The sequence below is a fragment of the Pseudomonas sp. S34 genome (genome assembly GCF_009866745.1).
Taxonomy (GTDB): Bacteria; Pseudomonadota; Gammaproteobacteria; order Pseudomonadales; family Pseudomonadaceae; genus Aquipseudomonas; species Aquipseudomonas jessenii.
Genome location: NZ_CP019398.1, coordinates 3,536,894 through 3,560,846, shown reverse-complemented (window position 1 = coordinate 3,560,846; position 23,953 = coordinate 3,536,894). Strand labels below are relative to the sequence as shown.

Genomic DNA, 23,953 nt, shown 5'->3' with positions numbered 1-23,953 from the left:
TGAGTGGTTTGGGGGCTGCTTCGCAGCCCAACGGGGGCAAGCCCCCTCGCCACAAAAGCCGCTCCCCCCAGGGTTTGTGTTAATGCCTGTTATTTGGCCAGCGGCCAAAACCGTTCCCCACCCCCCGGCGCATCCGTCCAGGCCTGCAACGAGCGTGTCGGCAAGTCGAAGTAATCCCGCGTACGCGCATAACCATGCCCGCCCATGCGTCCGATCGCATCCAGCCCCAACTGGTCGATGTACAGGGTTTTCGGATCGATCAGTTCGTCACGCACATGGGCCATCAGCACTTCACCAAAGATAATCTCCCGGGATTGGCCGATGGACAGGGCCATCATCCGCCGACACTCCAGCGCCACCGGAGCTTCGCCGATGCGCGGGCATTTGACCGTGGTGCCGGGGATGGCAGTGAGGCCGGCGGCGGTCAGTTCATCGAAGCCGGGGGCGAAGGGCACGGCGCAGACGTTCATGGCTTCCACCAGGGCATCGCTGACGATGTTTACGGTGAATTCCTGATTGAGCTGGATGTTGCGAGTGGTGTCCTTGGGGCTTTGGTCGCCGTAGTTTTCCACGCCCAGGGCGAGGATCGGTGGATCGGCGGAAAGCGCATTGAAGAAGCTGAACGGCGCTGCGTTGATCCGGCCTTCGCCGTCGACGGTGGTGACCAGGGCTATCGGCCGTGGCACGACGCTGCCGATCAGGATCTTGTATTTGTCCCGTGGGCTCAATGTGCTGAAGTCGAAGCTTTGCATGGGCAGAAATCTCTAGAGAAGTGGATCAATCGCGCTCAGTGGTGCCTGTGCGCTGTAGTCGTCGGCGAACGGGATGGCGGGCTGGAACAGGCTTTTCCAGTCCGGTTGATCAAAGGCCCGGTCGCTGTGGCTGCGCATCAATTTTTCGAATTGGCGTTGGGCCTGGCGTTGCAGGGCGGGGTAGTCGAGGCCCTCGACCTGGCCGTCCCGCATCACGCAGCGGCCGTCGATGTAGCTGGCGATACAGTCGTCACCGCGACCGGCCAGAACAAGATTTTTCAGTGGATCGAATAGCGGCCCCAGGTGCATCCCGCGCAGGTTGAACACGGTGATGTCGGCCTTGGCCCCGGGCGCCAGGCGTCCGAGATCGTCGCGGCCCAGTGCCTTGGCACCGCCGAGGGTCGCGGCGTTGTACAGGTCCAGCGTGCTGGTCAGATCGTTACTGCCTTCCATAAGGCGAGCGATGTTCAAGCCCTGACGCATGTTGTCCAGCAAGTCCGCCGGCCAGGTGTCGGTGCCCAGGGCGAAGTTGATGCCTTTGGCCCGATAGCGTCCGAACGAATTCAGCGCCTCGCCATCCCGGGCGAACACCACCGGGCAATGCACCAGGCTTGCGCCACCGTCCACCACCCGTTGCAGGTCGTCATCGCCGCGGGTGTAGATGCCGTGGGGCAGCAGGCTGCGCGGGGTCAAAAGCCCAAGCTGCTGCAGCCAGCCCAGTGGCGAGGTGTCGCGCAGTTGCTCGACCATCGCCACTTCACCGAGGCCTTGGCAGCAGTGCAAACGCATCGGTGCGTTGAGTTCGCGGCTCAGCGCGGCGGTGCGTTGCAGCAACGCCGGGGTACAGGTCTGGATGCGATCGGGCAGCAGCGCACCGCGAATCAGGCCGTTGTGCGCGCCGTCGAAATCCCGGAAAAACCGCTCGGCGGCGTCGAGCCCGGCCATTCCCCGGGCTTCGTCCCAGTGGTGCGCCAGGGTTCCATCGGCCTGCCAGTAACTCATGCCGCTCATGTAGCAGGGACCGAGGTAAGTGCGTAGCCCCAGTTCGACGGCTACACCTGCCACCGCCGCAAATTCGTCGTAGGTCTCGGCCCACTCGCGGTAATACATCGAGGTGATCGGCATGGCCGTGGTGATGCCGTTGCGGATCAGTTGGGTGAAGGCGTAGCGGTATTTGAAGACTTCTTCTTCGGGGCTGTAGCTTTCCCGCGATCCACGCGCCAGATACTGCGCCGACCACATCCGGCCCATGTCGCGCTCGTCGCCGTTGTCCAGGGTCAGCACCGTGGAATCGAGATCGCCCAAGGCATCCAGATCGATGAAGCCGGGACCGATCAGCGCATTACCGTAATCAACCCACTGATCCACCGGCCCCGCATAACCACGCCCGACAAACTCGATGCGCGCGCCTTCGAACACCACTTCGCCATCGCGCCACAGCACATGCCGCGTGCCGTCGAAGCCGACCACGCAACTGGCCCGCAAGCCGATGCGCTTCACAGACGGCTTTCCAGCAAACGGCCACCCGCAGCAATCAACTGACCCGCGCGATAGACCTGACGCAGCGGCCGTGAAACCACCGCCTCACCCAGTGTTTGTACCGGCATCAACAGGAAGTCCGCCGGCTGGCCAATCTCCAGGCGATTGGCTTGGCAACCCAGCGCCTGGGCGCCGTTGACGGTCGCCGCCTCGAACGCTGCCGCCAGTTCTTCGTCCTTGTTCAAGTCGAAGCGGAACGCCAGCAACATCGCCCGCTCCAGCATGTCGCCGTTGCCCATGGGCGACCAGGCATCACGAATACCGTCCGAGCCCAGGCACACATTCACGCCGGTTTCGCGCAGGGCCAGGAACGGCGGCACCGCGCAATCGGCCGGGGCCGAGCTCATCAGCGAAATGCCCAATGTGGCCAGACGTTCGGCCACCGGTTTGACCTGGCTCCACGGCAACATCCCCAGGCAGTACGCGTGGCTGATCATCACCCGGCCTTGGCGGCCGAAGCGCTCGGTGTAGTCGGCGATCAGGGCGATCTGCCACAGGCCCAGCTCACCTTTGTCATGCAGGTGAATGTCGACGCCCCGGTCGAATTCGCTGGCCAGTTTGAAGACGAAATCCAGTTGTGCGACAGGGTCGTTATCGATACCACACGGGTCCAGCCCGCCGACGTTCTCCACGCCCAAGGCCATGGCTTCGCGCATCAGTTCGGCGGTGCCGGGGCGGCTGATCAAGCCAGTCTGCGGGAACACCACCAGTTGCAGGTCGATCAGGTCGCGGTAGTTTTCACGCAGTTGCTGCATGGCCTCGACATGCCGCAGGCCGAATTCCGGGTCGATGTCGACGTGGCAACGCATGGTCAGCGAGCCGCGGACGATGCAGTTTTCCAGCAGGGCGCCGGCGCGTTGCGCAATCGGTGTGGTGACTTCACGCAGGATGCGCCGTTCGTTGGCGATGTAGTCCTTGAGGGTCGGGCCGGCACTGTTGGGGCGCCACGGCTGGCCCCAGAGGGTTTTGTCCAGGTGCACGTGGCTTTCCACCAGGGCGGGGGTGAGCAACTGGTCCTGGCCGTCGATGTCGGTGGCCGACAGGGCTTCGTTAGAAGCGGGGCGGCGTTGGCTGAAGCGGCCGTTTTCGATCAGCAGGTCTTCGGCGGTGGTGCCGTAGGGGCGCACGTTGCGCAGCCAGCGGGGTTGGGTCATGAGTAACCTCAATGAATTCTCAGGTGTCTGTGTTGGCCTCTTCGCGAGCAAGCCCGCTCCCACATTGTCCGTGTGAACACTGGAGATCCCTTGTGGGAGCGGGCTTGCTCGCGAAGGCCGCGACGCGGTTTCAAGTCAAACGATCAGCCCTTGAGCTTGGCCCAAATGCGGTCCTGCAGCTCCCGCGCCTTGTTGCTGCATTCCTTTTCCGGGCGCAGGCGCGCGGCGAATTCGTCGGGCATGTTGATGGCGTCCATCACCCGCCATTTGGCGTCGATCAGCTTGTCGCTCTGGATGCCGTTGGCGTAGGCGATGGCGTTGGACACGGCGGCGGCGTTTTCCGGTTTCATCATCCAGTCGATGAAGATCTTCGCGTTGCCGGGGTGTGGCGCGCTTTTCGGTACGGCGAAGTTGTCCTGGAACATTGCCAGGCCTTCACGGGGGTAGACGTACTTGATGGTGCTCTTCTGCAGGGTGGCCCGCGCTGTAGAACCGTTCCAGTTCTGCATCATGATCACTTCACCGCTGGCCATGCGGTCGACCGTGTTGTCCGAGCTGTACATCTTCAGGAAGGGTTTCTGTTTTTGCAGCAGTTCGAGGATGCGCTTGGCGTCCTGCGGGTTTTCGCTGCACTCGTCGACATTCAGGTAGTGACTGGCGGCGTTGATCACGCTGCTGGAGGTGTCGAGGGCGGCGAGCTGACCTTGCAGTTCCTTGCGCGGCTCGAAGAACTCTTTCCACGAGTCGTCAAGCTTGCCGCCGGGCACCCGGGCGCTGTCATAGGAGAACCCGGTGGTGCCCCACAGGTACGGTGCCGAGAACTTGCGGCCGGGGTCGAAGCTCGGGTCGCGGAACGCCGGTTTGACGTACTGGAAGTTGGGCAGGGCCGAGGCGTCGATTTCCAGCAGCAGGTCCTGGTTGATCAGGGTGCGCATGATCGATTGCGACGGCACGATCACGTCGTACGCCGCGCCGCCGGCCTGCAACTTGGCCAGCAGGGTTTCGTTGCTGTCGTAGCCGTCCATGGTGACCTTGATCCCGGTCTCCTTTTCGAACTTGGCCAGCAGCTCCACCGGGTAGTAGTCGGTCCAGTTGTAGAAGAACAGTTCCTTGGGCTCGGCGGCCTGGGCGCTGAACGCCGTGAACGCCGTGAAGCAACTCAAGGCCAGACCGGCAACGGCGAAACGCATGCTTTTCACTTTCTTGCTCATATAGAAGTCTCCAGGCTTATTGTTGTTTGCCGCGCTGTCCCAGCCAGAAGGCCAGCACCACCAGCACGATGGAAATCACCAGCATCAGGGTCGAAATCGCGTTGATCTCTGGCGTCACGCCGGCCTTGATGGCCGAGAAGATGTACACCGGCAGGGTGGTCGAACCGGGACCTGCGACGAAGAAGGTCATGATGAAATCGTCGAGGCTGACCACGAACGCCAGCACCGAACCGGACAGCACCGCCGGCCACAGCAGCGGCAAGGTCACCCGGCGAAACACCTGCCAGGGGTTGGCGTACAGGTCGTTCGCCGCTTCCAGCAGGCTCTTGTCCAGGTCGTTGAGCCGCGCGCGGATCGGCAGGTAGGCGAAGGGAATGCAGAAGCCGATGTGCGCGACGATCACCGTCAGCAGACCGAGCTTGATCCCCAGTGCCATGAACAGCAGCAGGGTGGCCACAGCGGTGACGATCTCTGGCAGGATCAACGGCAGGTTGATCCCGCCCTCGACCATTTTCTGTCCGTAGAACGGCCGGTAGGTCGCCAGTGCCGCGAGCAGGGCAATCGCGGTGGCGCAGACCGTAGCGATGCTGGCGACGATGATCGAGTTGAGCGCTGCGGTCTGGATCGACGGGTTGGCCAGGATTCGCCCGTACCAGTCGAACGAGAACTCGGTCCACACCGTCGCCGAGCGGTTGGCGTTGAAGCTGTAGGCGATCAGCACGAATATCGGCAGGTACAGGTAGGCCAGCATCAACAGGCTGACTTCACGGGTCAGGGGCAGTTTCTTCAGGTGCAGGGCGATCATGCTTGTGCTCCCGGGCGTTGGGTCTTGGCGGCTTTGCGGCTATAGAGGGCGTAGAGCACCAGGGACAGCAACATGATCCCCAGCAACAGGAACGACAGCGAACTGCCCAGCGGCCAGTTGCGCGCGGTACCGAACTGCTGCTGGATCAGGTTGCCGATCATCAGCGTTTTGCCGCCGCCAAGGATCGCCGGGGTAATGAAGGCGCCCAGGCTTGGCACGAACACCAGCAAGGCACCTGCGATCACCCCCGGCATCGACAGTGGCAGGATGATCCGCCGCAACGCGTGCCAGCGATTGGCACCCAGGTCATAGGCGGCTTCCACCAGACGCCAGTCGAGTTTTTCCAGGGTCGAGTAGATTGGCAGGATCATGAACGGCAGGAAGCTGTAGACCAAGCCGACGCTGACCGCGAAGTCGTTGTAGAGCAGGGTGATGCCACCGGCCTGGGGGAACAGCGCGTTGAGGCTCTGGGCGACCCAGCCGTGCTCGCGCAGGATGATCAGCCAGGCGTAGTTGCGGATCAGCAGGTTGGTCCAGAACGGGATGGTGATCAGCAACACCATCAGGTTGCGTCGACGGGGTGTCAGGCTCGACATCCACAACGCCACGGGGAAGCCGAACAGGAAACACAGGACTGTGGTGCCACCGGCCTGGAACACCGAACGCAGCAATGCCTGGGCGTAGACCCAGTTCAGCTCCAGTTCGCCGTCGAAACCTTCCTGGAAAAACAGTTGCACGTAGCTTTGCAATTGCCAGTCGGCCTGCCAGTCGACGCCGCCATAGACGTTGCGCGGCAGCAGGCTGATGTAGCCCATGATGCCCAGCGGAATGGCGATCAGGGCCAGCAGGGTCAGGACCACCGGGCTGAGCAACAGCGCGCGGTTGAGGGCTGGGGAAGTGCTGCTGACGCTCATCTCAGGCCTCCATCAACAGGCAGGCGTGGGGCGGCAGGTTGACCGCGACGCGATCACCCACCACCCGACCATGGTTCAGGCCTTCGTTGTTCTCGCGCAGCATGACCTTGATGTCGTTGTTCAGGCGGCATTGATAGAGCGTGGCCGTGCCGACATACAGCACGGCCTCGATCACACCGCGCAGGTGATGCGGCTGCGTCGGCTCGACCAGTTGCGAACGCTCCGGGCGGAAAGCCAGTTGCACCTTGCTGCCGTCAAAGCCCTGGGCCGGGCAGGGGATTTCCACGGGCATGCCGTTGGGCACGAAGAGCTTTTCGTTCTGCTGGCCGCGCTTGAGGTGGCCGGGGAGAAAGTTGATGTCGCCGATGAATTGCGCGACGAACTGGTGTTGCGGCCGTTCGTAGATTTCATTGGGCGAGCCGATTTGCAGGATCTTGCCGGCGGACATCACGGCGATGCGATCGGACAGGGTCAGCGCTTCTTCCTGATCGTGGGTGACGAAAATGAAGGTGATCCCGGCTTCTTTCTGTACGCGCTTGAGTTCGACCTGCATTTCCTTGCGCAGCTTGAGGTCCAGGGCCGACAGCGGTTCGTCCAGCAACAGCACTTTGGGTTTTGGCGCCAGGGCCCGGGCCAGAGCCACCCGTTGCTGTTGGCCGCCGGACAGCTCGGCCGGTTTACGCTTGGCCAGGTGCTGCATTTGCACCAGCGCGAGCATCTCATCGACCCGCTGCGGAATCAGTTTGCGATCAAGGCCCTGCATCTCGAGGCCGAAGGCGATATTCTGCGCAACACTCATGTGCGGAAACAGCGCGTAACTCTGGAACACCGTGTTGACCCGACGCTTGAACGGCGGCAAATCGTTGACCGGCTCGCCCGCGAGGCGGATCTCACCGTCGCTGACATGCTCGAAGCCGGCGATGGTGCGCAGCAGGGTGGTTTTGCCGCAGCCGGAGGGGCCGAGCAGGGTGAAGAATTCGTTGTCGGCAATGTCCACCGAGACGTTATCGAGGGCTGGTGCCAGTCCCGGATCGTCGGAATATCGCTTTGAGACGTTTCGCACTTCGATTGCTGTTGGATGACCCATTATGGTGCATTCCTCTAATTATTGTATGCAAAATCTGGATGCAATTTAGAAATACCCGGATTAATCTGTCCGTGCAAGCCCCTTTTTCAATGGCTGTTCATTCGCCAGGGTCGTTTGCACAGGGCGCAAGGAGTTGATGAATGACGGAAAAGAAACTGGAAACTACGGTCGACCGCGTCTACCAAGGGGTTTACGAGGCGATCAGCAAGCGCTCGTTGCGTCCGGGCATGAAGCTCGGCGAAGCCTCTTTGGCCGAGCTGTTCAATGTCAGCCGCACGTCTGTCCGGGCCGCGCTCAAGCAATTGGAGGCCGACGGACTGGTCACCACCGAGCCCAATAAAGGTGCGTCGGTGTCGCTGCCCAGTGACGAAGAGATCCGTTCGCTGTTCGAAACCCGTCGCCTGGTCGAGATCGGCATCGTCAGCGAACTGTGCCGTCGGCGTGATACGGCGGTGACTCAGGACCTGCGCGATCACTTGCTGTTGGAGGATGAAGCGCATCAAAGCGGTGATCACGAGCGGTTGATTCACCTGCTCGGCGAGTTCCACATCAAACTGGCCCGCAGCCTGAACAACCCGGTGCTGCTCGACTGGTTCCAGAAGCTGATTTCCCGGGCGTCGCTGTATGCCGCCGCTCTGGATGACGACAGCCACGAAGCCTGCCGCGACGACGAACACCTGCGGCTGATCGAATACATCGAAGCAGGCAACCAGAGTGCGGCCATCGAACTGACCTGCATGCATTTGAATGGCATCGAGAAGGCCATTCTGGATGTCGCGGCCACCCTGAAAAGCAGTTACAACCCGCTGAAGCACTTGATCGAGGTGTAGTGCACGGACTCTCGGTTACCGAGGACCAAATTGTGGGAGCGGGCTTGCTCGCGAAAGCGGTGTATCAGCAGACGAATATGTTGAATGACACACCGCCTTCGCGAGCAAGCCCGCTCCCACAAGGGATCTCCAGTGGCCCGCGAGAATCAGCTATACCTCTATGAAACGAATAGCGTGCAGGATGCTCGAAACAAACGGGTGCAACTTACCGGGATAGAGCCAGCCGATGCAGTTTCTAGAGGAAAGCCACGGGTGCTCCGGGTGGAACGGCGAAATGGCCGGGCGCATTCGTGCGTTCGACTGGAGCCGGACCGAACTTGGCCCGCTCGATTCATGGTCCAGGAGCCTGAGCAGCGCGGTGCAGTTGATGCTCGCGTCCCCACTGCCGATGGTGATGCTCTGGGGCCAGTCCGGGTACATGATCTATAACGACGCTTATTCCAAGTTTGCCGGTGGGCGTCATCCGTATCTGCTCGGCTCTGCCGTAGAACTGGGTTGGCCGGAAGTTGCCGAATTCAATCGCCACGTGGTCGACACCTGCCTGGCGGGCGGCACCTTGTCCTATCGCAACAAAGAACTGGTGCTGCTGCGTGACGGGGTTCCGGAAGATGTCTGGATGGACCTCTACTACAGCCCGGTGGCCGACGATGACGGGTGCCCGGCCGGGGTCATGGCCATGGTGGTGGAAACCACCGATCGGGTGATCTCCGAACACCGGCGACAGGCGGCTGAAGACGCCTACCGCGCCGACAACGAACGGGTACGCCTGGCGCTGAACGCCGGCGCCTTGCTCGGTTCCTTTGTCTGGGACATCAAGGCCAACGTGATGTCGGGTGACGAGCGCTTCGCTCGCGCGTTCTCTTATCCACCCGGGCAAGACCTGCAAAACCTGTCTCAGGAAATCGCTGAAAGCCGGATCCATCCGGATGACCGCAGTTGGGTTCAGGAACGAGTCAGACTGTCGGTGGAGACGGGCGAGCCCTACAACGTCGAATACCGGATCCGGCGCCCGGATGGCAGCTACCTCTGGGTACTCGCCAGTGGTTGTTGCGAGTTCAATGAGCAGGGCGAGGCGTTTCGTTTCCCCGGCGTGCTGATCGACATCCACGAACGCAAGACCGCCGAAGAGTCCCTGCTCAAGTTCACCCGCAACCTGGAGCAGCGGGTGGCCGATGAAGTCGAGGCGCGGCTGGCGGCGGAAGAACAACTGCGCCAGTCACAGAAGCTCGAAGCCATCGGCGGTCTCACCGGTGGTGTGGCCCATGACTTCAACAACCTGTTGCAAGTGATCGCCGGCAACCTGCACTTGCTCGCGCGTCATGAGCCGGGTAACGCCAATGTGCAGCGCCGGGTCTCGGCGTCGATTGCCGCTGTCGAGCGCGGTGCCAAGCTGTCTTCGCAATTGCTGGCATTCGCCCGCCGCCAACCGTTGTCACCCGCGGTCTTCACCTTGCGGCAGATTTTCGATGGCCTGGCGGAGCTGTTGCTGCGTGCCCTGGGTGAAACCCTTCAGGTTCACATGACGGCACCCGAAGATTCCTGGAATGTGTTTGTCGATCGCAACCAACTGGAAAACGCCATTCTCAATCTGGCGATCAATGCCCGTGACGCCCTTCAAGGCGAGGGCAGGATTGACCTGTGCGCGGAAAATATCGTCCTCGATCGCAAATTTTGCGCCGCAAAGGGCATTGCCCCCGGGGACTATGTACGGGTGTCCGTGACGGATACCGGCGTCGGCATGCCGCCGCAGGTGCTGGCCCAGGCGTTCGAGCCGTTCTTCACCACCAAGGCCGACGGGCAGGGCACCGGCTTGGGCTTGAGTATGGTGTTTGGCTTCGTCAAGCAGAGTGGCGGTCATATCGAAATCGCCAGCGACGTGGGGCGGGGGACCCGGGTGCAGCTGTACTTCCCCCGCACCTTGCGCGCGGCACCCAGCGAAACGCCGGGCCCTGATGTGCCGCAACGGGGCGGGCACGAACGCATCCTGGTGGTCGAGGACAATGAGGCCGTGAGGGTATCGGCGGTGGAGTTGTTGCGCGAGGAGGGCTATCAGGTCCTCACGGCCACCAACGGTGACGTCGCCATGCAAATGTTGCTGGAAGGGCTGGCGGTGGACCTGATTTTTACCGACGTGGTCATGCCCGGCCTGATCAAGAGTTCGGACCTGGCGGCCTGGGCGAAAGTGCAGGAGCCACCGGTGGCTGTGTTGTTCACCTCGGGGCATACCCGCGACATTATCTCGCGCAATCACCAGCTCAGCCCCGACACCCACCTGCTGAGCAAACCCTACAACCCCGAGGCACTGACGCAGATGGTGCGCACGGTGCTTAACGGCTGACAAAAACAGGTGATTCTCCACGCAGGTTTTCAAAGGTGACCGAGTGATCGTCAACCGGTGGAGGCGCCAGCGCAGGCAAGGTTTTATCCCATTGGCGACCGGACGACGAACGGACACCGCTGGTCTGACAGGTGGTCGACAGAACAGGCTAACCGAGGCCATTCTGATAGTTGGTGAACGCAATTGATCGCGTTTCGCTGCCGATCAACAAACGGAGGTGTTCCATGCCGGTGCCCCATGACCTTTATCAGGATCTGAAACGCTCAAAGGAAGAAGTCCAGCAGAAACGCACCAAGGATCCGTTACTGGATTCACTGCTTAACAAGTATTCCCAGGCGGATGCCGAAGTGGTGAAAGCAGAGGAGGCCAAGTCCAACGATGACACCGTAAGGAAGCTCAAGGAGGCACGTCTGCTGGTCAAGGACAAGATCGTCAAGCAACTTGGCTCGTCGTCCTGACCCAGCGAGCTGCCACCGACGACCGGTGGCGGGAAAGTTGGAACGGCATCACAACCGGCACCTCGAATGTTCAGAGACCGCTGTTATGGCTCTCAACGAGGTGCCTCATGACCCAGCCCAAATACCCCAGTGAACAACAGGGTGGCTACGACCCGATCCCCACTCATCCCGAACCCCTGAGCCCCGAACACACCACGGTCAATCCCGAGGAAGAGCCGGGCATCGATGAGTGGCCGGATGATGAGGGTGTCGACATCGATCCAGAGTGAACACCGCCCTCTGTAGGAGCGAGCTTGCTCGCGATGGTCGTTAACGATGCCGCGTGTTTACTGACTAAACGCAGTGCTTTTGAGTCCATCGCGAGCAGGCTCGCTCCTACAGGGGGGCTTCGGTGAATTCAGGAAGGGGGACTGTTCATTGCAATGCCTTGCTTAGCGGCAATCGCACCATGTTCCGGGCTTTCAGCGAACCGAAATACAACCAGTCCCCATACTCGCGCACGGTGGTGATGGGGGAGTAATTGTCGCTGCTGCCGTCCTGCAGGTTGGCGATCACTTTGCCATCAAGGTCCAGGCCCAGGGCAAATCCGTGTTTTTCCACGGGCTTGGGCAACACGGTCATGGCCCGCACGATCATCTTGCGCACGAACGGATGCGCCGCCGTGGCGTCGAGCAAGGGGTTTCGGGGGGCATACAGCGCCACCCAGAACCGGTCGTGGCCATTGAACGACAGGTTGTCCGGCAGCCCTGGCAGGTTGTCGATAAACAGGTCGTGGGTGCCGGCCTTCGGACCGCTGAGCCAATAACGAGTGATGCGGTAGGCGCCGGTTTCATTGACCAGTACATAGGCATCGTCCGGTCCCAGGGTCACGCCGTTGGCAAACTCCAGCTTATCCAGCACAACCGAGGTTTTGCCGGTCTGGAAATCGTAGCGCAGCAGTCGACCGTCGCCGCCGTGTTCGATCACGGCCTCACCGTCGTGACCATAGCCGAAGCGGCTCGAAGCATCGCTGAAATAAGCGTAGTGGCCGGGTTTGTCGATGACCACGTCGTCGGTAAAACCGAAGGGAACGCCGTCGGCCTCTGTGGTCAAGGCCACCAGGCGTCCCTGGGCGTCGAGGGACAACAAGCCTTTGACGGCATCGGCGATCACCAGCAGGCCATTGGGATGCCGGGCCAGGCCCAGTGGCCGGCCACCGGTATCGGTCAGGATTCTGGTGGTCTTGCCGTCCAGGCTCGTACGGATCAGGCGCCCGTCGTGCAGGCCGGTGATGAGCGTGTCGTTTTCCAGTAACAAGGCTTCCGGCCCGTCGATATTGGCGGCGCCGACGCGTTCCACCTCCTTGAGCCGCTGATTGTCGGCGTAGATTCCGCTGGTGAGGGACGGCGCGGCTTGTGGTGTCCAGGCCACCGGCCGCACCTTGGTCGGCATCAGCAGCAGGAAGGCGCCGATGACGACGATGACCAGCAACAGACATTTGAAGGTTCTGCTCACACGCCGACTCCTGTCGCGGCCAGATACTTCTGTGCCATGTCGCGCAATGCCAGCATCGACGCCGCCGATTCCCGGTCGATGCGCCGCTTGAGCAACAAGCGGTTGGCAATGCGCATTGCCACGCCGCTGAATTGATATTCCAGGGTGCGGACGAAACGTGTGTCTTCGCCTGTGGCATCGCATTCATAGGTCACCACCAGCGACAGGCCGTGGTCACCCCGGGCCTCGGCGCTCCAGCGCCGCCCGGGCAGGTACTCCGCCACCTCCCAGCGCAAGTGCCCGTCGCGCCCGCCGGCATGGATGTCTTCCTCGAAACGTGCGCCGGCATGCAGCGGGCCTTTTGGCCCGTCGATGCGCAGCGACGACGGATGCCATTGCGGCCAAAGGGTCACGGTGCTGGCGTAGGCAAGTACCTGGATCGGGTTTCCGGCAATGACAACCTGATGCTGCATGCGGGTCATGGGGGTTCTCGTCGGGTTGAGCGGCTCAGGTTCCGGCTCCCAATAGAGGGTGCCGAACAGGTAGTCCATCAGCGGGAAAACGATGTTGAAATTACGCGCCTGCATCAGTTCACGGCGGTGGTGCAGTTCGTGCAGCCGGCGCATCTGGCGGATCCACGGCAGCCGTGTGAGCGGGTTGCGCGACGGCAGATGCTCGCAGGCATGAAACACTTCATAGGTCAGGTAGCCGAGGACAAGAAGGCCGCCGACCAATCCGGCGACGTTGGTATTGATGTGCTTGAGCAGCCACCAGAGGGGCAGGGCGACGACGAGGGTGTGCAGCACGATCAGCCACGCCGGAAACAGAATCACCCGCCAGTCGCGGGCGTTGTCGTAGGTCATGTGGCCGGGGGTGAAAAAGCTGTGGTGGTCGCCTGCGTGACGGGCGTAAAACAGCCGGGCGAAGCTCTTTTTATGATGCCCCAGGTGGCGATGCACCATGTACACACCGAGGCTGAACAACAGCAGCGTGACGGGCACCGCCAGCCATTCCGCTGGCCGCACCTGTTGTACGTTGCTCCAGAACACGCTGATTGCCAGTGCCCCGAACACCAGGACAAACGCGCCATGCAGCCAGGGGTTGTAGAGCGGATGAATGTCGGCGCGGTAACGACCGCGGAATCCTTCGGTGGTCTGCCTCACTGCAATCACCTGTCGTTTTTGTTATCTCTTTCAGATTAGCCGATCCCGGTGATTTGACGGACCGAACCTTAAGGACACAACGGCCATGATCCGGTGCAAACCGGTCTCAGGTCAGTGGATCCCATCGCTGCGACCAGTCTTCGTCGGAGTCGATGACTTTGCGCAGCAGGTCGAAGGCGCGTTGCAGCGTCGGCGAGTCACGATCGCGCGAGTAGACCAGATAGGTCGGGTAGTTGAATTCCGGCGCCTTGGGCACCCGTTCCAGGGCGCCGCTTTGCAGATAACTCTGCACCACGCGGGTGCGGAAGTAGCCACTGCCGCCGTTTTCGAGAAGATACTGCAAGCCCAGCGGGCCCAGATTGAAACTCAGCGCAGCCTTGGCCTTCTCCGGCAGCGCGGCGTCGTGCTGGCGTCGGAAATCAGCGCCCCAATCGATGTACACATAAGGATCGGGCTTGTCGGCCAGGCGCACGAGAATCAGTTTTTCTTCGAGAATCTGCTCGACCTGCAGACGCGGCCAATATTCGGGCTGATACACCAGCGCGGCATCCAGAACGCCCAACTCCAGTTGGCGCAGCAGGTTTTCCCCGTCGCGGATTTCCATGCGCAGGGCATGGCTGGGGATGTTCTTGCGAATTTCACCGGCCCAGCCGAGCATCAACGGGTTGCACAGACTCACCTCGCCACCGATGTGCAGCACATCGCGATAACCTTCGGGCAACGGCAAATCACGCCGCGCGGCTTCCCAGGTTTGCACCAGCTGATTGGCATACACCACGAACGCTTCGCCATTGGGCGTCAGGCGGGCGCCGGCACGATTGCGCACGAACAGGGTGCTGCCCAGTTGGCTCTCGAGTTTTTGTACCCGTGCGGTGATCGCGGTCTGGGTGACATGGAGCTTCTCGGCAGCCGCGGCCAGGCTGCCATGGCGAACGATTTCGAGGAAGGTGCGGGCGAGGTCGATGTCCATGGGGTGGCCGGTGGTGTAAGTGCCCGCATTGTAAGAGCACCACCTGACCTGTGGCGAGGGGGCTTGCCCCCGTTGGGCGCGAAGCGGCCCTTGACGTCCTTCCGATAAGTCGAAATCTCTGGTTGTGCGACTGCTTCGCGGTCGAGCGGGGGCGAGCCCCCTCGCCAAAGGACCAGCAAAAACGACGAATCCCGCCACTAAGGGCGGGATTCGTTTGCAGCAGGCACGCTCCCGAAGTTCGGGAACCAGGTGCTTACGACGGGAACAGCTCAGACAGTTTCATCGCCAGCATCATGTCGCCTTCAGCGCGCAGTTTGCCGCCCATGAACGCTTGCATGCCGTCAGTCGAACCGTCGACGATGCCTTGCAGGGTTTCGCCGTCCATCACCAGGGTCACCTGGGCGTCCGGGTTCTCGCCTTCCTGCAGCTCGCAGGTGCTGTCCTTGACGATCAGCGAGAAGTTTTTGGTGTCGTCGATGCGGAAACCGAAGACCAGGTCCAGACCGGCGGCAGCGGCTGGGTTGAACTTGGCTTTCATTGCTTGTACGGCATCAGCTACGGAGGTCATGGTTCGATCCTTTCTTGGGTAATAAGAGCTGGGTGATTACAGCCAGGGTCACAATAGTCCGGACTCAGCGAAACGTGATGAGTTCCGGGGCCTTCAACAGTTGCAGGTGCGCATGACTGTTGAAGGAAGCCAGGGACACCTCGCGACCACGAAACTTAAGCTGGTTGAGCGAGGTGTTGACGATTTGCCAGTTCAATTCAAAGGCCTGCCGGGCAGGCATTTGCGTAATCAGGTGGAGCAGGGCGGTGATGGTGCCGCCGGACGTGAACACGGCGATTTTCTGGGTGTTGTCGGCCTGGTCGAGAATGCGGTGCAGACCGGCCCGCACCCGCTCGACAAACCCCAGCCAGCTCTCCAGGCCCGGTGTGTCGTAGGTGCCGGCCAACCAGCGCTCGATGATCAGGGCGAAGATACGCTGGAACTCACCACGGTTTTGCGCGGCGTTGCGCAGGATGTCCAGGGCCTCGGGTTCGTCCGGCAGCATGGCCGGCAGCAGCGCGCGGATCACTGCATCGGCGTCGAACTCGTTGAAGGCGGAGTCGGTTTCCAGCAGCGGCACCGGCAGGCCCGCCGCGGCGAATTGTTCCAGCGCGCTGTTGGCCGTGTGCTGCTGGCGGCGCAGATCCCCCGCCAGGCAGCGGTCGAAGCTGATCCCGAGTTCGGCCAGGTGCCGACCCAGGATTTCCGCCTGACGAATACCGGTCGGCGACAGCACGTCGTAGTCGTCTGCACCGAAGGAGGCCTGGCCATGTCGAATCAAATAGATGCTGCCCACGTCCGCGTCTTCCCGGTACGTTGAAGGTTTGGCGAGGTTATGAGGATGGCGGTGTGCTGTCAATGAAAAAACATACGCTTGTTTGAAATGCCCGTTACAGGCCTGTTACCAGAGCTTTCACGGCTGGTAGCAAGGTCGACGCATGGGTATGCTGGAGGTATCCCGCGCGCGTTCAAGCCGCGCATCGTTTGAGGAGTCCCTGTGGAGTTTTTTTCCGAGTACGCCATTTTTCTGGCCAAGACCGTGACCCTGGTGATCGCCATTCTGGTGGTCCTGGCCAGTTTTGCGGCCTTGCGCAGCAAGGGGCGGCGCAAGTCGTCGGGCCAGTTGCAGGTCAGCAAACTCAATGATTTCTACAAAGGGCTGCGCGAACGCCTGGAGCAGACGTTGCTCGACAAGGATCAGCTCAAGGCCTTGCGCAAGACCCAGGCTAAAACCGACAAGAAACAGAAGAAAAAACCGGAGGCCAAGCCCCGGGTGTTCGTGCTCGATTTCAATGGCGATATCAAGGCTTCGGCCACCGAAAGCCTGCGCCACGAAATCACTGCCTTGCTGACCCTGGCCACACCGAAGGACGAAGTGGTGCTGCGCCTGGAAAGCGGCGGTGGCATGGTTCACAGCTACGGCCTGGCCTCCTCGCAACTGGCGCGTATCCGTGAGGCCGGCGTGCCCTTGACCGTGTGCATCGACAAGGTCGCGGCCAGCGGTGGCTACATGATGGCGTGCATCGGCCAGAAGATCATCAGCGCACCCTTCGCGATCCTCGGCTCGATTGGCGTGGTGGCGCAGTTACCCAACATCAACCGCTTGTTGAAAAAGCACGACATCGACTTCGAAGTGCTGACCGCCGGTGAGTACAAACGCACACTGACCGTGTTTGGCGAAAACACCGAGAAGGGCCGGGAGAAGTTCCAGCAAGACCTGGACATCACCCATCAACTGTTCAAGAACTTCGTGTCGCGCTATCGCCCGCAACTGGCGATCGATGAAGTGGCCACCGGCGAAATCTGGCTCGGCGTGGCGGCGCTGGAAAAACACCTGGTCGACGAACTCAAGACCAGCGACGAGTACCTCGCCGAACGCGCCAGGCAGTCCGAGCTTTATCACCTGCACTATGCCGAGCGCAAAAGCCTGCAAGAGCGCATTGGCATGGCCGCCAGCGGCTCGGTCGATCGTGTGCTGCTGAGCTGGTGGAGCCGTTTGACCCAGCAACGCTTCTGGTAACGGGGCAGGAGATATTGCAAAACATCCAGCCGGGGCATTAGCCCCGGTTTTTTTGCCTGCGAATACTTGCCTGATGTCCTCCACGGCCCGGCGAAATCTCTGTAGGCAGCAGGCGACCGTTCCTGCTTTCGGTAATGCGGCGGTTGGTTATGTTGGTGTTCCGGAATAATTGCCATGGAACGCATATGAATGACCATCAGACACCGCTTCATCCCGATCTTGTGCCGCTGCGCGAAACACTGACGTCTGTGGTGGGTGCGGCTTTGCCGCAGTCTCCCGAGCAGTTCGGTGCCCAGTTGATCAAGGCAAAATGGGGGCCAGACATCGACCCGCAAAAGGCCCTGTTGGTCACCCTGGATTACCGCTATCGCGGGCACCCACCGCAGGACGGTATCGAGCAAGGCCAGGTGGCAAACACGCAAACCCTGGTGCAGGCGTTGCTGGCGAACTACCAGACCGTCGGTGACGGGCGTTTTGCCGAAAGCGCATTTGGCTTGTACACACCGCCCGATGTCGGTCCGTCCGTTCGCATCGTGGAGCATGTCGATGAATTCGCCGATCACGGCAATGGCAATCACCACACCTACGAAGGGATTTATCGCCAGACCACGCCACAGGTGTATGGGCCGGCAACGCAAATTGCCCTGAGGCCTGCGGCGTTCAAACAGTGGGTGTGGGAGCTGGATCTGCAAACCCGCTATCAGGCTTACCTTGATCGCGCGTGGCCCTCCGATAAGCGTATCGTCCAGGCGGCGCCTTACGACCTGAGAACCTCGGCCAAGGCCGCCTTTATCATGAGCGCCTGCCTGCAACATCAGGAGGGCAGTTTGAGTCAGGAAGGCCTGGTCTTGGCCATGCAGGCCGCCGGGTTGCCAGCGCAGCAGACCTGGAATGCGTTGACCATCGGCCAGGTGCAGGCGCCCACCCGCATCAGTGCGCCGATCGAGGTCGGGCGGCTGACGATCTATCGCTATACATCGGACGATATCTGGTGTTATCGCTACCGTCACAGCGGCCGGGTCTTGCTGAACATTCCCGGCAACTCCTCACCCTTGCATGAATTCGCCGACTTCCGGCACCTGCGCCAATGGATCGTGGACCAAGGCAGGGTTGCCGCCAAACGGCAAGCGCTGGTCGCGCATTTTGCCGAGGACGATCGTGAAGACGGTACCTTCCATGCGGGGGTGTCGACGGCGTTGGAGGGCATGGCGGTTTACCCGAAGGAACACTGGCTGAAAAAGAACGCAGGGTTGTTCAACAACGACGGTTTCTGGGACCCGCAGGACTACATCGACCTTGAACGTGCACCGACTGACACCGACCCGTTCGCGCAATTGGTGCTGACCATGAAGCAGGCCTCCATGGCCAGCGTCAAAACCATCCGCGACGATGCCCAGGTCAATCGCGACAACCTGAGCGCGGTGGTGGAACCGCTCGTGCAGTGGATCAACCGGCTGGGGCCATTGGCATTGTTCATTCCGGGAGGTGAGGGCGTCCTGGTACTGGCCGGGCTGATCGACGCCGGTTATGGCCTCGATCAGGCCGTCAACGGTAAAACACCGGAGCAGCGCTCCGAGGGCGTGACGCGCACGGTGTTTGGCTTGCTCAATGCACTCCCGCTGGCCGGGGCGGTGGCGGCACTCAAGGGCGAAGAAGAAATCGCCGGAACGTTGCACGAACCGCGGGAATCCGGGAGCGAGCCGCATCCCGAAACGCCGGCCGAGCTGGCCCCCGGATCGGCTCCGGTGCCCGTGTCGACACGTGTGGAGCTGATGCGTGGCGTCTGCACCCCCCTTGCTGCCTTCAGTGATGAGGTATTGGCGCAGATCGCCCGGGTCAGTACGGTCGATGACGATATGCTGCGCCTGATGCATGCTGGCCGTCCGCCGACGCCGTTGCTCGCCGACACCATCACACGCTTCAAGCTCGATCAGGAACTCGAAATCGTCGCCGACCCGCAAGCACGGGCCGGATTGTTCAATGCCCGATATCAGGCGCTCCAGCACTCGGACCAGGAGTGGGTTCGCCTGTTTCAGCGTGAGTACCAAGGTTTGCCGAAAAGCGCCGTGGAGCAGATCCTCGACCGTTCGGGAGTTGACATCAATCGGCCCGTCGATGCTGACGAGGCGCTGCTACTGTTCAAGCGCCTGGACAGCAAGTCGCGGGAGTATCAACAACATGTACGACTCAACCGGGCTTATGAAGGTCTGTACTTGCGTTCGATCGTCCATCCGGAAACCGATGTCCTGGCGTTGCATTCCCTGCCACGCCTGCCCGGTTGGCCGAAAGACTTACGCATCGAAGTGCACGACGGGTCAATCAGTGGCCGGGTCCTGGACCGTTGCGGCCCGCCCGATTCGGCGGATTGCCGGCGCTTGATCAAGGTCGGTGATCGCTATCGGTATTCCACGATGGCGGCCACCGACGGCGAGGGTTCGGATCTGTTTACCGCACTGGTCGATCTATTGTCAGGGGAGGAACGCGCGGCGATGTCGCTGCGCTCCCCAGACGCGGCCAGCCAGTTGCGCCTGCGTATTGGCACACATGCCTTGCCCCGCTCCGAGCTGATACTCGGCTTGAATCGAATGGATTCGCGGTTGCCCTTCGAAGCCAGGGGGTTGCGCGGCGGCGGCTTTCCGAATACGCCACAGGCCGCTGCGCTGACCCATGAAATCATGCGACTGCAGGTCAAGAATCTGTATCCGGATTTCACCGATGCCCAGGCGGATGAGCTGCTCCTGATGGCGGGTAACGGCGCTCAAGCGCTGGTGGATCGCCTGATTCTCGAGATGCAGCAGTTGCATGCCGATCTGCGCCAGTGGATCGACCAGGCCGTGCTGGATGTCGATGACATGGATGTGGATTTTCTTGCGGTGGACGATGATGACGCCGCAGGCATGAGCCCTGAGCAGGTGGCGGCACACAATGTCGAACTGCTGCAAACCGTGATTGGCTATGAGCGTGAAACGCGAATTGAATTGGGCGACGAACTGATGGGTATCTGGCAAAAATGCCCGCCCCAGATCAATAGAGTCATGTCCGGCGAGACGTTCTCTGGTTACAGGCTGGATATGGGGTTCGAGGACTACGTTACAGGCTGGATATGGGGTTCGAGGACTACCATAGGTTGCCAACGATGAACGTACGCTTCAATGAGGTCGTCGAGTTATCGATGCGGGGCTTGCACCTGGTCGAGCGCGAGAGCCTGAGCGACTTTCTCGAAAGTTTTCCGAACCTGCGTTCCCTGAACCTGGAACGTGTCGACCTGCGGCAACTCAACGCAGACGGCGTGCTGGAAGGTGTGTTGCCTCCACCGATTCGGCAAATGACCCGCCTCACTACGCTCAACCTGAGTTCCACCTTTTTGCAGCTTCAAGAGAGCACGGCTTCGCAGTTTCGTGAGCTGGCGAGCTTGCAAATGCTCGATCTGAGTGACAACCCGTTGACTGTGCCGCCCGTGGTATTGGGGATGAATGAGCTGCGTGTGTTGAACCTGAGAAACACCGGAATCAGCCATTGTCCGATAGGCATCGCCGATCAGCCGTACTTCACCTCGCTCGACTTGCGAGGCAACCGGATCGGTCGGGTTCCCTACTCGATACTGATTCAGGCGGTGTCCCGGGACCGGGTGAAACTGTGGGGCAATCCGCTGACGGATGAAGACACGTTGTTGCGCCTGGTGAGTCATCGTGAGCGCACCGGTATCAATTTGTGGTTGAGTGAGCCGGGTGCCGATTACGGCAGTGCGACGCCCTGGCTGGAGGAGGGTGATGAAAGCGTGCGCGAGACGCGGCAACAGATCTGGCAACGATTGGCCCTCAAACCATCGGGCAGTGCGTTGCTCCGGGTCGTGGATGGATTGAGCCTGACGGCGGATTTCCGGGTCGGTTATTGGTCGCTGCAGGCGCGTGTGTGGCGCTTGCTCCACGAAGCGGATGCGTCAGAAGAGTTGTGGGGCTGGTTGCTGCACTGTGTCGAAACGCGGATGGTCGATGCGGACAATCCGTTCAGGCTGTTCGTGGTGCTGGAGGATCGAGTCCGGCTGTACTGCGACTGGGTCGCCATGGGGCGTCCGATTCCGCTGGTGGATAATCCGGTGTTTTAGCGCGAAGGGTAAAACCCCTTGAACCCCGGTTCGGGGTTCAAGGGGTGACGGTCAGCGACGACGGAACAGCGGCAGCGGTTCGTCGGCAGCGGCCTGGTAGGTCACCGAGAAGTCCTTGAGGCCTTCAAGGGCTTCGTGCGGGTCTTTGTCGGCGCGAATGGCGAACGCGTCGAAACCACAGCGATGCATGTAGAACAACTGGTCACGCAGCACGTCGCCAATGGCCCGCAATTCGCCCTTGAAACCGTAACGGTCACGCAGCAGGCGGGCGTTGGAGTAGTTGCGGCCATCGGTGAATGCCGGGAAGTTCAGGGCGATGACCTGGAATTGCGCCACGTCTTCTCCGATTTCCTCGGCTTCTTCATCGGCATCCAGCCAGATGCCCAGGCCACCGTCGCGGGCCAGGAGCATGCGGCTGTGTTCGCGCCACAGCTGTAACGGCACGATGAGGTCGTCGCAGTTGCTGATCTCGTCGATGTTGAAGTCCTTGGGCAGCAGGTGCCAGGTTTCGTCGACGACCTCGTTGTTCTTAATGATTCGCTGCATAGACACGCTCCTTGAAGAGGTCGATACCAATACGCTGATAGGTGTCGATGAAGCGTTCGTCTTCGGTACGTTGTTCGATGTACACGTCGATCAGCTTTTCGATCACGTCAGGCATGGCTTCCTGGGCAAAGGACGGGCCGAGGATCTTGCCCAGGCTGGCGTCACGGCTGGCGCTGCCGCCGAGGGAAACCTGATAGAACTCTTCGCCTTTCTTGTCTACCCCCAGGATGCCGATGTGGCCGACGTGGTGGTGACCACAGGCGTTCATGCAACCGGAGATGTTCAGGTCCAGTTCGCCGATGTCGAACAGGTAGTCCAGGTCGTCGAAGCGGCGCTGGATCGATTCGGCGATCGGGATCGACTTGGCGTTGGCCAGGGAGCAGAAATCACCGCCCGGGCAGCAGATGATGTCGGTCAGCAGGCCGATGTTCGGCGTGGCGAAACCTTGCTCGCGCAACTCGCCCCACAGGGCGAACAGCTTGTCCTGCTCGACGTCGGCCAGGATGATGTTCTGCTCGTGGGAGGTGCGCAGTTGACCGAAGCTGTAGCGGTCGGCCAGGTCGGCCACGGCGTCGAGCTGTTTGTCGGTGATGTCGCCCGGTGCAACGCCGGTTGGTTTCAGGGACAAGGTCACGGCCACGTAGCCCGGCTTCTTGTGGGCCAGGGTGTTGCGCACGCGCCAGCGGGCGAAGCCCGGGTGCTGCTGGTCGAGCTCGGCCAGGGCGGCGGACTGGTTGTCCAGCGCCTTGTAGTCCGGATCGACGAAGTGTGTGGCGACGCGCTGCACTTCGGCTTCGGTCAGCGTGGTCTGGCCACCGCGCAGGTGCTCCATTTCCGCATCGACTTTCTGTGCAAAGACTTCAGGCGTCAGCGCTTTGACCAGGATCTTGATCCGCGCCTTGTACTTGTTGTCGCGACGGCCATAGCGGTTGTAGACCCGCAGGATGGCGTCGAGGTAGCTCAACAGGTCTTGCCACGGCAGGAATTCATTGATGAACGCGCCCACCACCGGCGTACGACCCAGGCCACCGCCGACAAGCACGCGGAAGCCCAGTTCGCCGGCTGCGTTGTGCACCGGCTCAAGGCCGATGTCGTGGACTTCGATGGCGGCACGGTCGGAAGTCGAACCGTTGACTGCAATCTTGAATTTGCGCGGCAGGTAGGCGAATTCCGGGTGGAACGTGGTCCACTGGCGGACGATCTCGCACCATGGGCGCGGGTCGATCAGTTCGTCGGCGGCGACACCGGCAAACTGGTCGGTGGTGACGTTGCGCAGGCAGTTGCCGCTGGTCTGGATCGCGTGCATCTGCACGGTGGCCAGTTCAGCGAGAATGTCCGGAATGTCTTCCACGGCCGGCCAGTTGAACTGCACGTTCTGCCGGGTACTGATGTGGGCATAGCCCTTGTCGTAGTCGCGGGCAATCCTGGCCATCATTCGCATCTGGCGCGAAGTCAGTTGGCCGTAAGGCACGGCGACTCGCAGCATAGGCGCGAAACGCTGGATATAAAGGCCATTTTGCAGGCGCAGGGGGCGGAATTCTTCTTCGCTCAGCTCGCCTGCCAGATAGCGTCGGGTCTGATCACGGAACTGCTTGACGCGGTCCTCGATGATCCGCTGATCGTATTCGTCGTATACGTACATATAAGTCCTGTTCTCAGGCTTGGGCCGGTCGGAAACAGCGGCGTTTTTTGGCTTGCTGGCGTCCGATAATACCTCGGCAATTCTGCGCGCACGGCCGCGCACTCCCTACGGAGCCGGGGCACGATACCAGTTTGCAGTTATGCGTAAAAGTGATGTTTGAGCATATGTAAAGAACCAAATCGACTAATGAGAGTCGTTGTTACGAAGACCCTGTTTGTGATGCGGGCAATCGTCGTCTTTACTCTGCTCGAGTCTTTATGCAATCACCGATAAAACCGACAAGAGGCGATGCAATGAGCAACCCAACCAAAGCACGGAAAAGCGATAGCACCGTTGATGCATGGGCCATTTTGTTCCTGATCATTCTGGTCGTGGGGACCGCGGTATTCTGGGTCAGTC

At 61.0% G+C, this 23,953-nt stretch carries 19 protein-coding genes and 1 pseudogene; 6 read left to right on the top strand and 14 right to left on the bottom strand.

Going from position 1 to position 23,953, the window contains the following annotated elements; genetic code table 11:
- Positions 1–89 precede the first annotated feature (89 nt).
- From PspS34_RS15850 to PspS34_RS15820, 7 genes are all read right to left on the bottom strand, one after another.
- On the bottom strand, positions 90–752 hold the full coding sequence (locus tag PspS34_RS15850; protein WP_007973324.1) for a flavin reductase family protein: 663 nt from the start codon (positions 750–752) through the stop codon (positions 90–92).
- A gap of 12 nt (positions 753–764) precedes the next feature.
- Positions 765–2,252, bottom strand: a complete 1,488-nt coding sequence (locus PspS34_RS15845) for an amidohydrolase family protein (protein ID WP_159390136.1) — start codon at positions 2,250–2,252, stop codon at positions 765–767.
- The gene (locus PspS34_RS15840) at positions 2,249–3,445 is read right to left on the bottom strand and encodes an amidohydrolase family protein (protein WP_159390135.1); all 1,197 of its coding nucleotides are present in this window, start codon (positions 3,443–3,445) and stop codon (positions 2,249–2,251) included. Before PspS34_RS15840 ends, PspS34_RS15845 begins: the two co-directional genes overlap by 4 nt.
- Before the next feature lie 143 nt (positions 3,446–3,588).
- The gene (locus PspS34_RS15835; RefSeq protein WP_090455671.1) at positions 3,589–4,656 is read right to left on the bottom strand and encodes an extracellular solute-binding protein; all 1,068 of its coding nucleotides are present in this window, start codon (positions 4,654–4,656) and stop codon (positions 3,589–3,591) included.
- A 16-nt stretch (positions 4,657–4,672) separates the two neighbouring features.
- Positions 4,673–5,461, bottom strand: coding sequence for an ABC transporter permease (locus PspS34_RS15830; RefSeq protein ID WP_057714357.1), 789 nt, complete (start codon positions 5,459–5,461; stop codon positions 4,673–4,675).
- On the bottom strand, positions 5,458–6,375 hold the full coding sequence (locus PspS34_RS15825; RefSeq protein ID WP_090455669.1) for an ABC transporter permease: 918 nt from the start codon (positions 6,373–6,375) through the stop codon (positions 5,458–5,460). The genes PspS34_RS15830 and PspS34_RS15825 overlap by 4 nt, the downstream gene beginning before the upstream one ends.
- 1 nt (position 6,376) lies before the next feature.
- A complete protein-coding gene (locus tag PspS34_RS15820) occupies positions 6,377–7,462 on the bottom strand; it encodes an ABC transporter ATP-binding protein (protein ID WP_154909259.1) in 1,086 nt (361 codons plus the stop codon).
- A gap of 140 nt (positions 7,463–7,602) precedes the next feature.
- On the opposite strand from PspS34_RS15820, the gene PspS34_RS15815 reads away from it, so the two are divergent.
- The 4 genes from PspS34_RS15815 to PspS34_RS28310 all read left to right on the top strand — a co-directional run bounded on the left by PspS34_RS15815 (position 7,603) and on the right by PspS34_RS28310 (position 11,357).
- Positions 7,603–8,292, top strand: a complete 690-nt coding sequence (locus tag PspS34_RS15815; RefSeq protein WP_007973313.1) for a GntR family transcriptional regulator — start codon at positions 7,603–7,605, stop codon at positions 8,290–8,292.
- Positions 8,293–8,518: 226 nt separating this feature from the next.
- Positions 8,519–10,630: an ATP-binding protein gene (locus PspS34_RS15810; protein WP_150814448.1), complete on the top strand. Its 2,112-nt coding sequence runs from the start codon at positions 8,519–8,521 to the stop codon at positions 10,628–10,630.
- A gap of 224 nt (positions 10,631–10,854) precedes the next feature.
- Positions 10,855–11,088, top strand: coding sequence for a DUF465 domain-containing protein (locus PspS34_RS15805; protein WP_057714363.1), 234 nt, complete (start codon positions 10,855–10,857; stop codon positions 11,086–11,088).
- 107 nt (positions 11,089–11,195) lie between these two features.
- The gene (locus PspS34_RS28310; protein ID WP_173677945.1) at positions 11,196–11,357 is read left to right on the top strand and encodes a hypothetical protein; all 162 of its coding nucleotides are present in this window, start codon (positions 11,196–11,198) and stop codon (positions 11,355–11,357) included.
- A gap of 145 nt (positions 11,358–11,502) precedes the next feature.
- On the opposite strand, the gene PspS34_RS15800 is transcribed toward PspS34_RS28310, so the two are convergent.
- From PspS34_RS15800 to PspS34_RS15780, 5 genes are all read right to left on the bottom strand, one after another.
- The gene (locus PspS34_RS15800) at positions 11,503–12,582 is read right to left on the bottom strand and encodes an SMP-30/gluconolactonase/LRE family protein (protein ID WP_154859776.1); all 1,080 of its coding nucleotides are present in this window, start codon (positions 12,580–12,582) and stop codon (positions 11,503–11,505) included.
- Positions 12,579–13,724 (bottom strand): SRPBCC family protein, encoded by a 1,146-nt coding sequence (locus PspS34_RS15795; RefSeq protein WP_154859777.1) that lies wholly within the window; start codon positions 13,722–13,724, stop codon positions 12,579–12,581. Before PspS34_RS15795 ends, PspS34_RS15800 begins: the two co-directional genes overlap by 4 nt.
- A 106-nt stretch (positions 13,725–13,830) precedes the next feature.
- Positions 13,831–14,694 carry a LysR family transcriptional regulator gene (locus PspS34_RS15790; protein WP_057714369.1) on the bottom strand — a complete coding sequence of 288 codons (864 nt, stop codon included), beginning with the start codon at positions 14,692–14,694 and terminating at the stop codon, positions 13,831–13,833.
- Between the two features lie 253 nt (positions 14,695–14,947).
- On the bottom strand, positions 14,948–15,262 hold the full coding sequence (locus PspS34_RS15785; protein WP_007946492.1) for an SCP2 sterol-binding domain-containing protein: 315 nt from the start codon (positions 15,260–15,262) through the stop codon (positions 14,948–14,950).
- Positions 15,263–15,326: 64 nt separating this feature from the next.
- Positions 15,327–16,037 carry a histidine phosphatase family protein gene (locus tag PspS34_RS15780; protein WP_154859778.1) on the bottom strand — a complete coding sequence of 237 codons (711 nt, stop codon included), beginning with the start codon at positions 16,035–16,037 and terminating at the stop codon, positions 15,327–15,329.
- Between the two features lie 201 nt (positions 16,038–16,238).
- Here PspS34_RS15780 and sohB point away from each other — a divergent pair, with 201 nt between their 5' ends.
- Complete coding sequence (gene sohB / locus PspS34_RS15775) at positions 16,239–17,261, top strand: protease SohB (protein WP_090455662.1); 1,023 nt, start codon at positions 16,239–16,241, stop codon at positions 17,259–17,261.
- A gap of 185 nt (positions 17,262–17,446) precedes the next feature.
- A pseudogene (locus PspS34_RS15770) lies at positions 17,447–21,366 on the top strand (DUF6543 domain-containing protein).
- Between the two features lie 51 nt (positions 21,367–21,417).
- Here PspS34_RS15770 and PspS34_RS15765 read toward each other — a convergent pair.
- Both PspS34_RS15765 and PspS34_RS15760 read right to left on the bottom strand, forming a co-directional pair.
- Positions 21,418–21,912 (bottom strand): DUF934 domain-containing protein, encoded by a 495-nt coding sequence (locus tag PspS34_RS15765; RefSeq protein ID WP_057714377.1) that lies wholly within the window; start codon positions 21,910–21,912, stop codon positions 21,418–21,420.
- Positions 21,896–23,554, bottom strand: a complete 1,659-nt coding sequence (locus tag PspS34_RS15760) for a nitrite/sulfite reductase (protein ID WP_159390134.1) — start codon at positions 23,552–23,554, stop codon at positions 21,896–21,898. The genes PspS34_RS15765 and PspS34_RS15760 overlap by 17 nt, the downstream gene beginning before the upstream one ends.
- Between the last annotated feature and the right edge of the window lie 399 nt (positions 23,555–23,953).

Excerpts from the sequence above, each read along its gene's own strand:
- PspS34_RS15850 (WP_007973324.1), bottom strand. The coding sequence starts at position 752 with ATGCAAAGCTTCGACTTCAGCACATTGAGCCCACGGGACAAATACAAG.
- PspS34_RS15840 (WP_159390135.1), bottom strand. The coding sequence starts at position 3,445 with ATGACCCAACCCCGCTGGCTGCGCAACGTGCGCCCCTACGGCACCACC.
- PspS34_RS15835 (WP_090455671.1), bottom strand. The coding sequence starts at position 4,656 with ATGAGCAAGAAAGTGAAAAGCATGCGTTTCGCCGTTGCCGGTCTGGCC.
- PspS34_RS15830 (WP_057714357.1), bottom strand. The coding sequence starts at position 5,461 with ATGATCGCCCTGCACCTGAAGAAACTGCCCCTGACCCGTGAAGTCAGC.
- PspS34_RS15825 (WP_090455669.1), bottom strand. The coding sequence starts at position 6,375 with ATGAGCGTCAGCAGCACTTCCCCAGCCCTCAACCGCGCGCTGTTGCTC.
- PspS34_RS15820 (WP_154909259.1), bottom strand. The coding sequence starts at position 7,462 with ATGGGTCATCCAACAGCAATCGAAGTGCGAAACGTCTCAAAGCGATAT.
- PspS34_RS15815 (WP_007973313.1), top strand. The coding sequence starts at position 7,603 with ATGACGGAAAAGAAACTGGAAACTACGGTCGACCGCGTCTACCAAGGG.
- PspS34_RS15810 (WP_150814448.1), top strand. The coding sequence starts at position 8,519 with ATGCAGTTTCTAGAGGAAAGCCACGGGTGCTCCGGGTGGAACGGCGAA.
- PspS34_RS15805 (WP_057714363.1), top strand. The coding sequence starts at position 10,855 with ATGCCGGTGCCCCATGACCTTTATCAGGATCTGAAACGCTCAAAGGAA.
- PspS34_RS28310 (WP_173677945.1), top strand. The coding sequence starts at position 11,196 with ATGACCCAGCCCAAATACCCCAGTGAACAACAGGGTGGCTACGACCCG.
- PspS34_RS15790 (WP_057714369.1), bottom strand. The coding sequence starts at position 14,694 with ATGGACATCGACCTCGCCCGCACCTTCCTCGAAATCGTTCGCCATGGC.
- PspS34_RS15785 (WP_007946492.1), bottom strand. The coding sequence starts at position 15,262 with ATGACCTCCGTAGCTGATGCCGTACAAGCAATGAAAGCCAAGTTCAAC.
- PspS34_RS15765 (WP_057714377.1), bottom strand. The coding sequence starts at position 21,912 with ATGCAGCGAATCATTAAGAACAACGAGGTCGTCGACGAAACCTGGCAC.
- PspS34_RS15760 (WP_159390134.1), bottom strand. The coding sequence starts at position 23,554 with ATGTACGTATACGACGAATACGATCAGCGGATCATCGAGGACCGCGTC.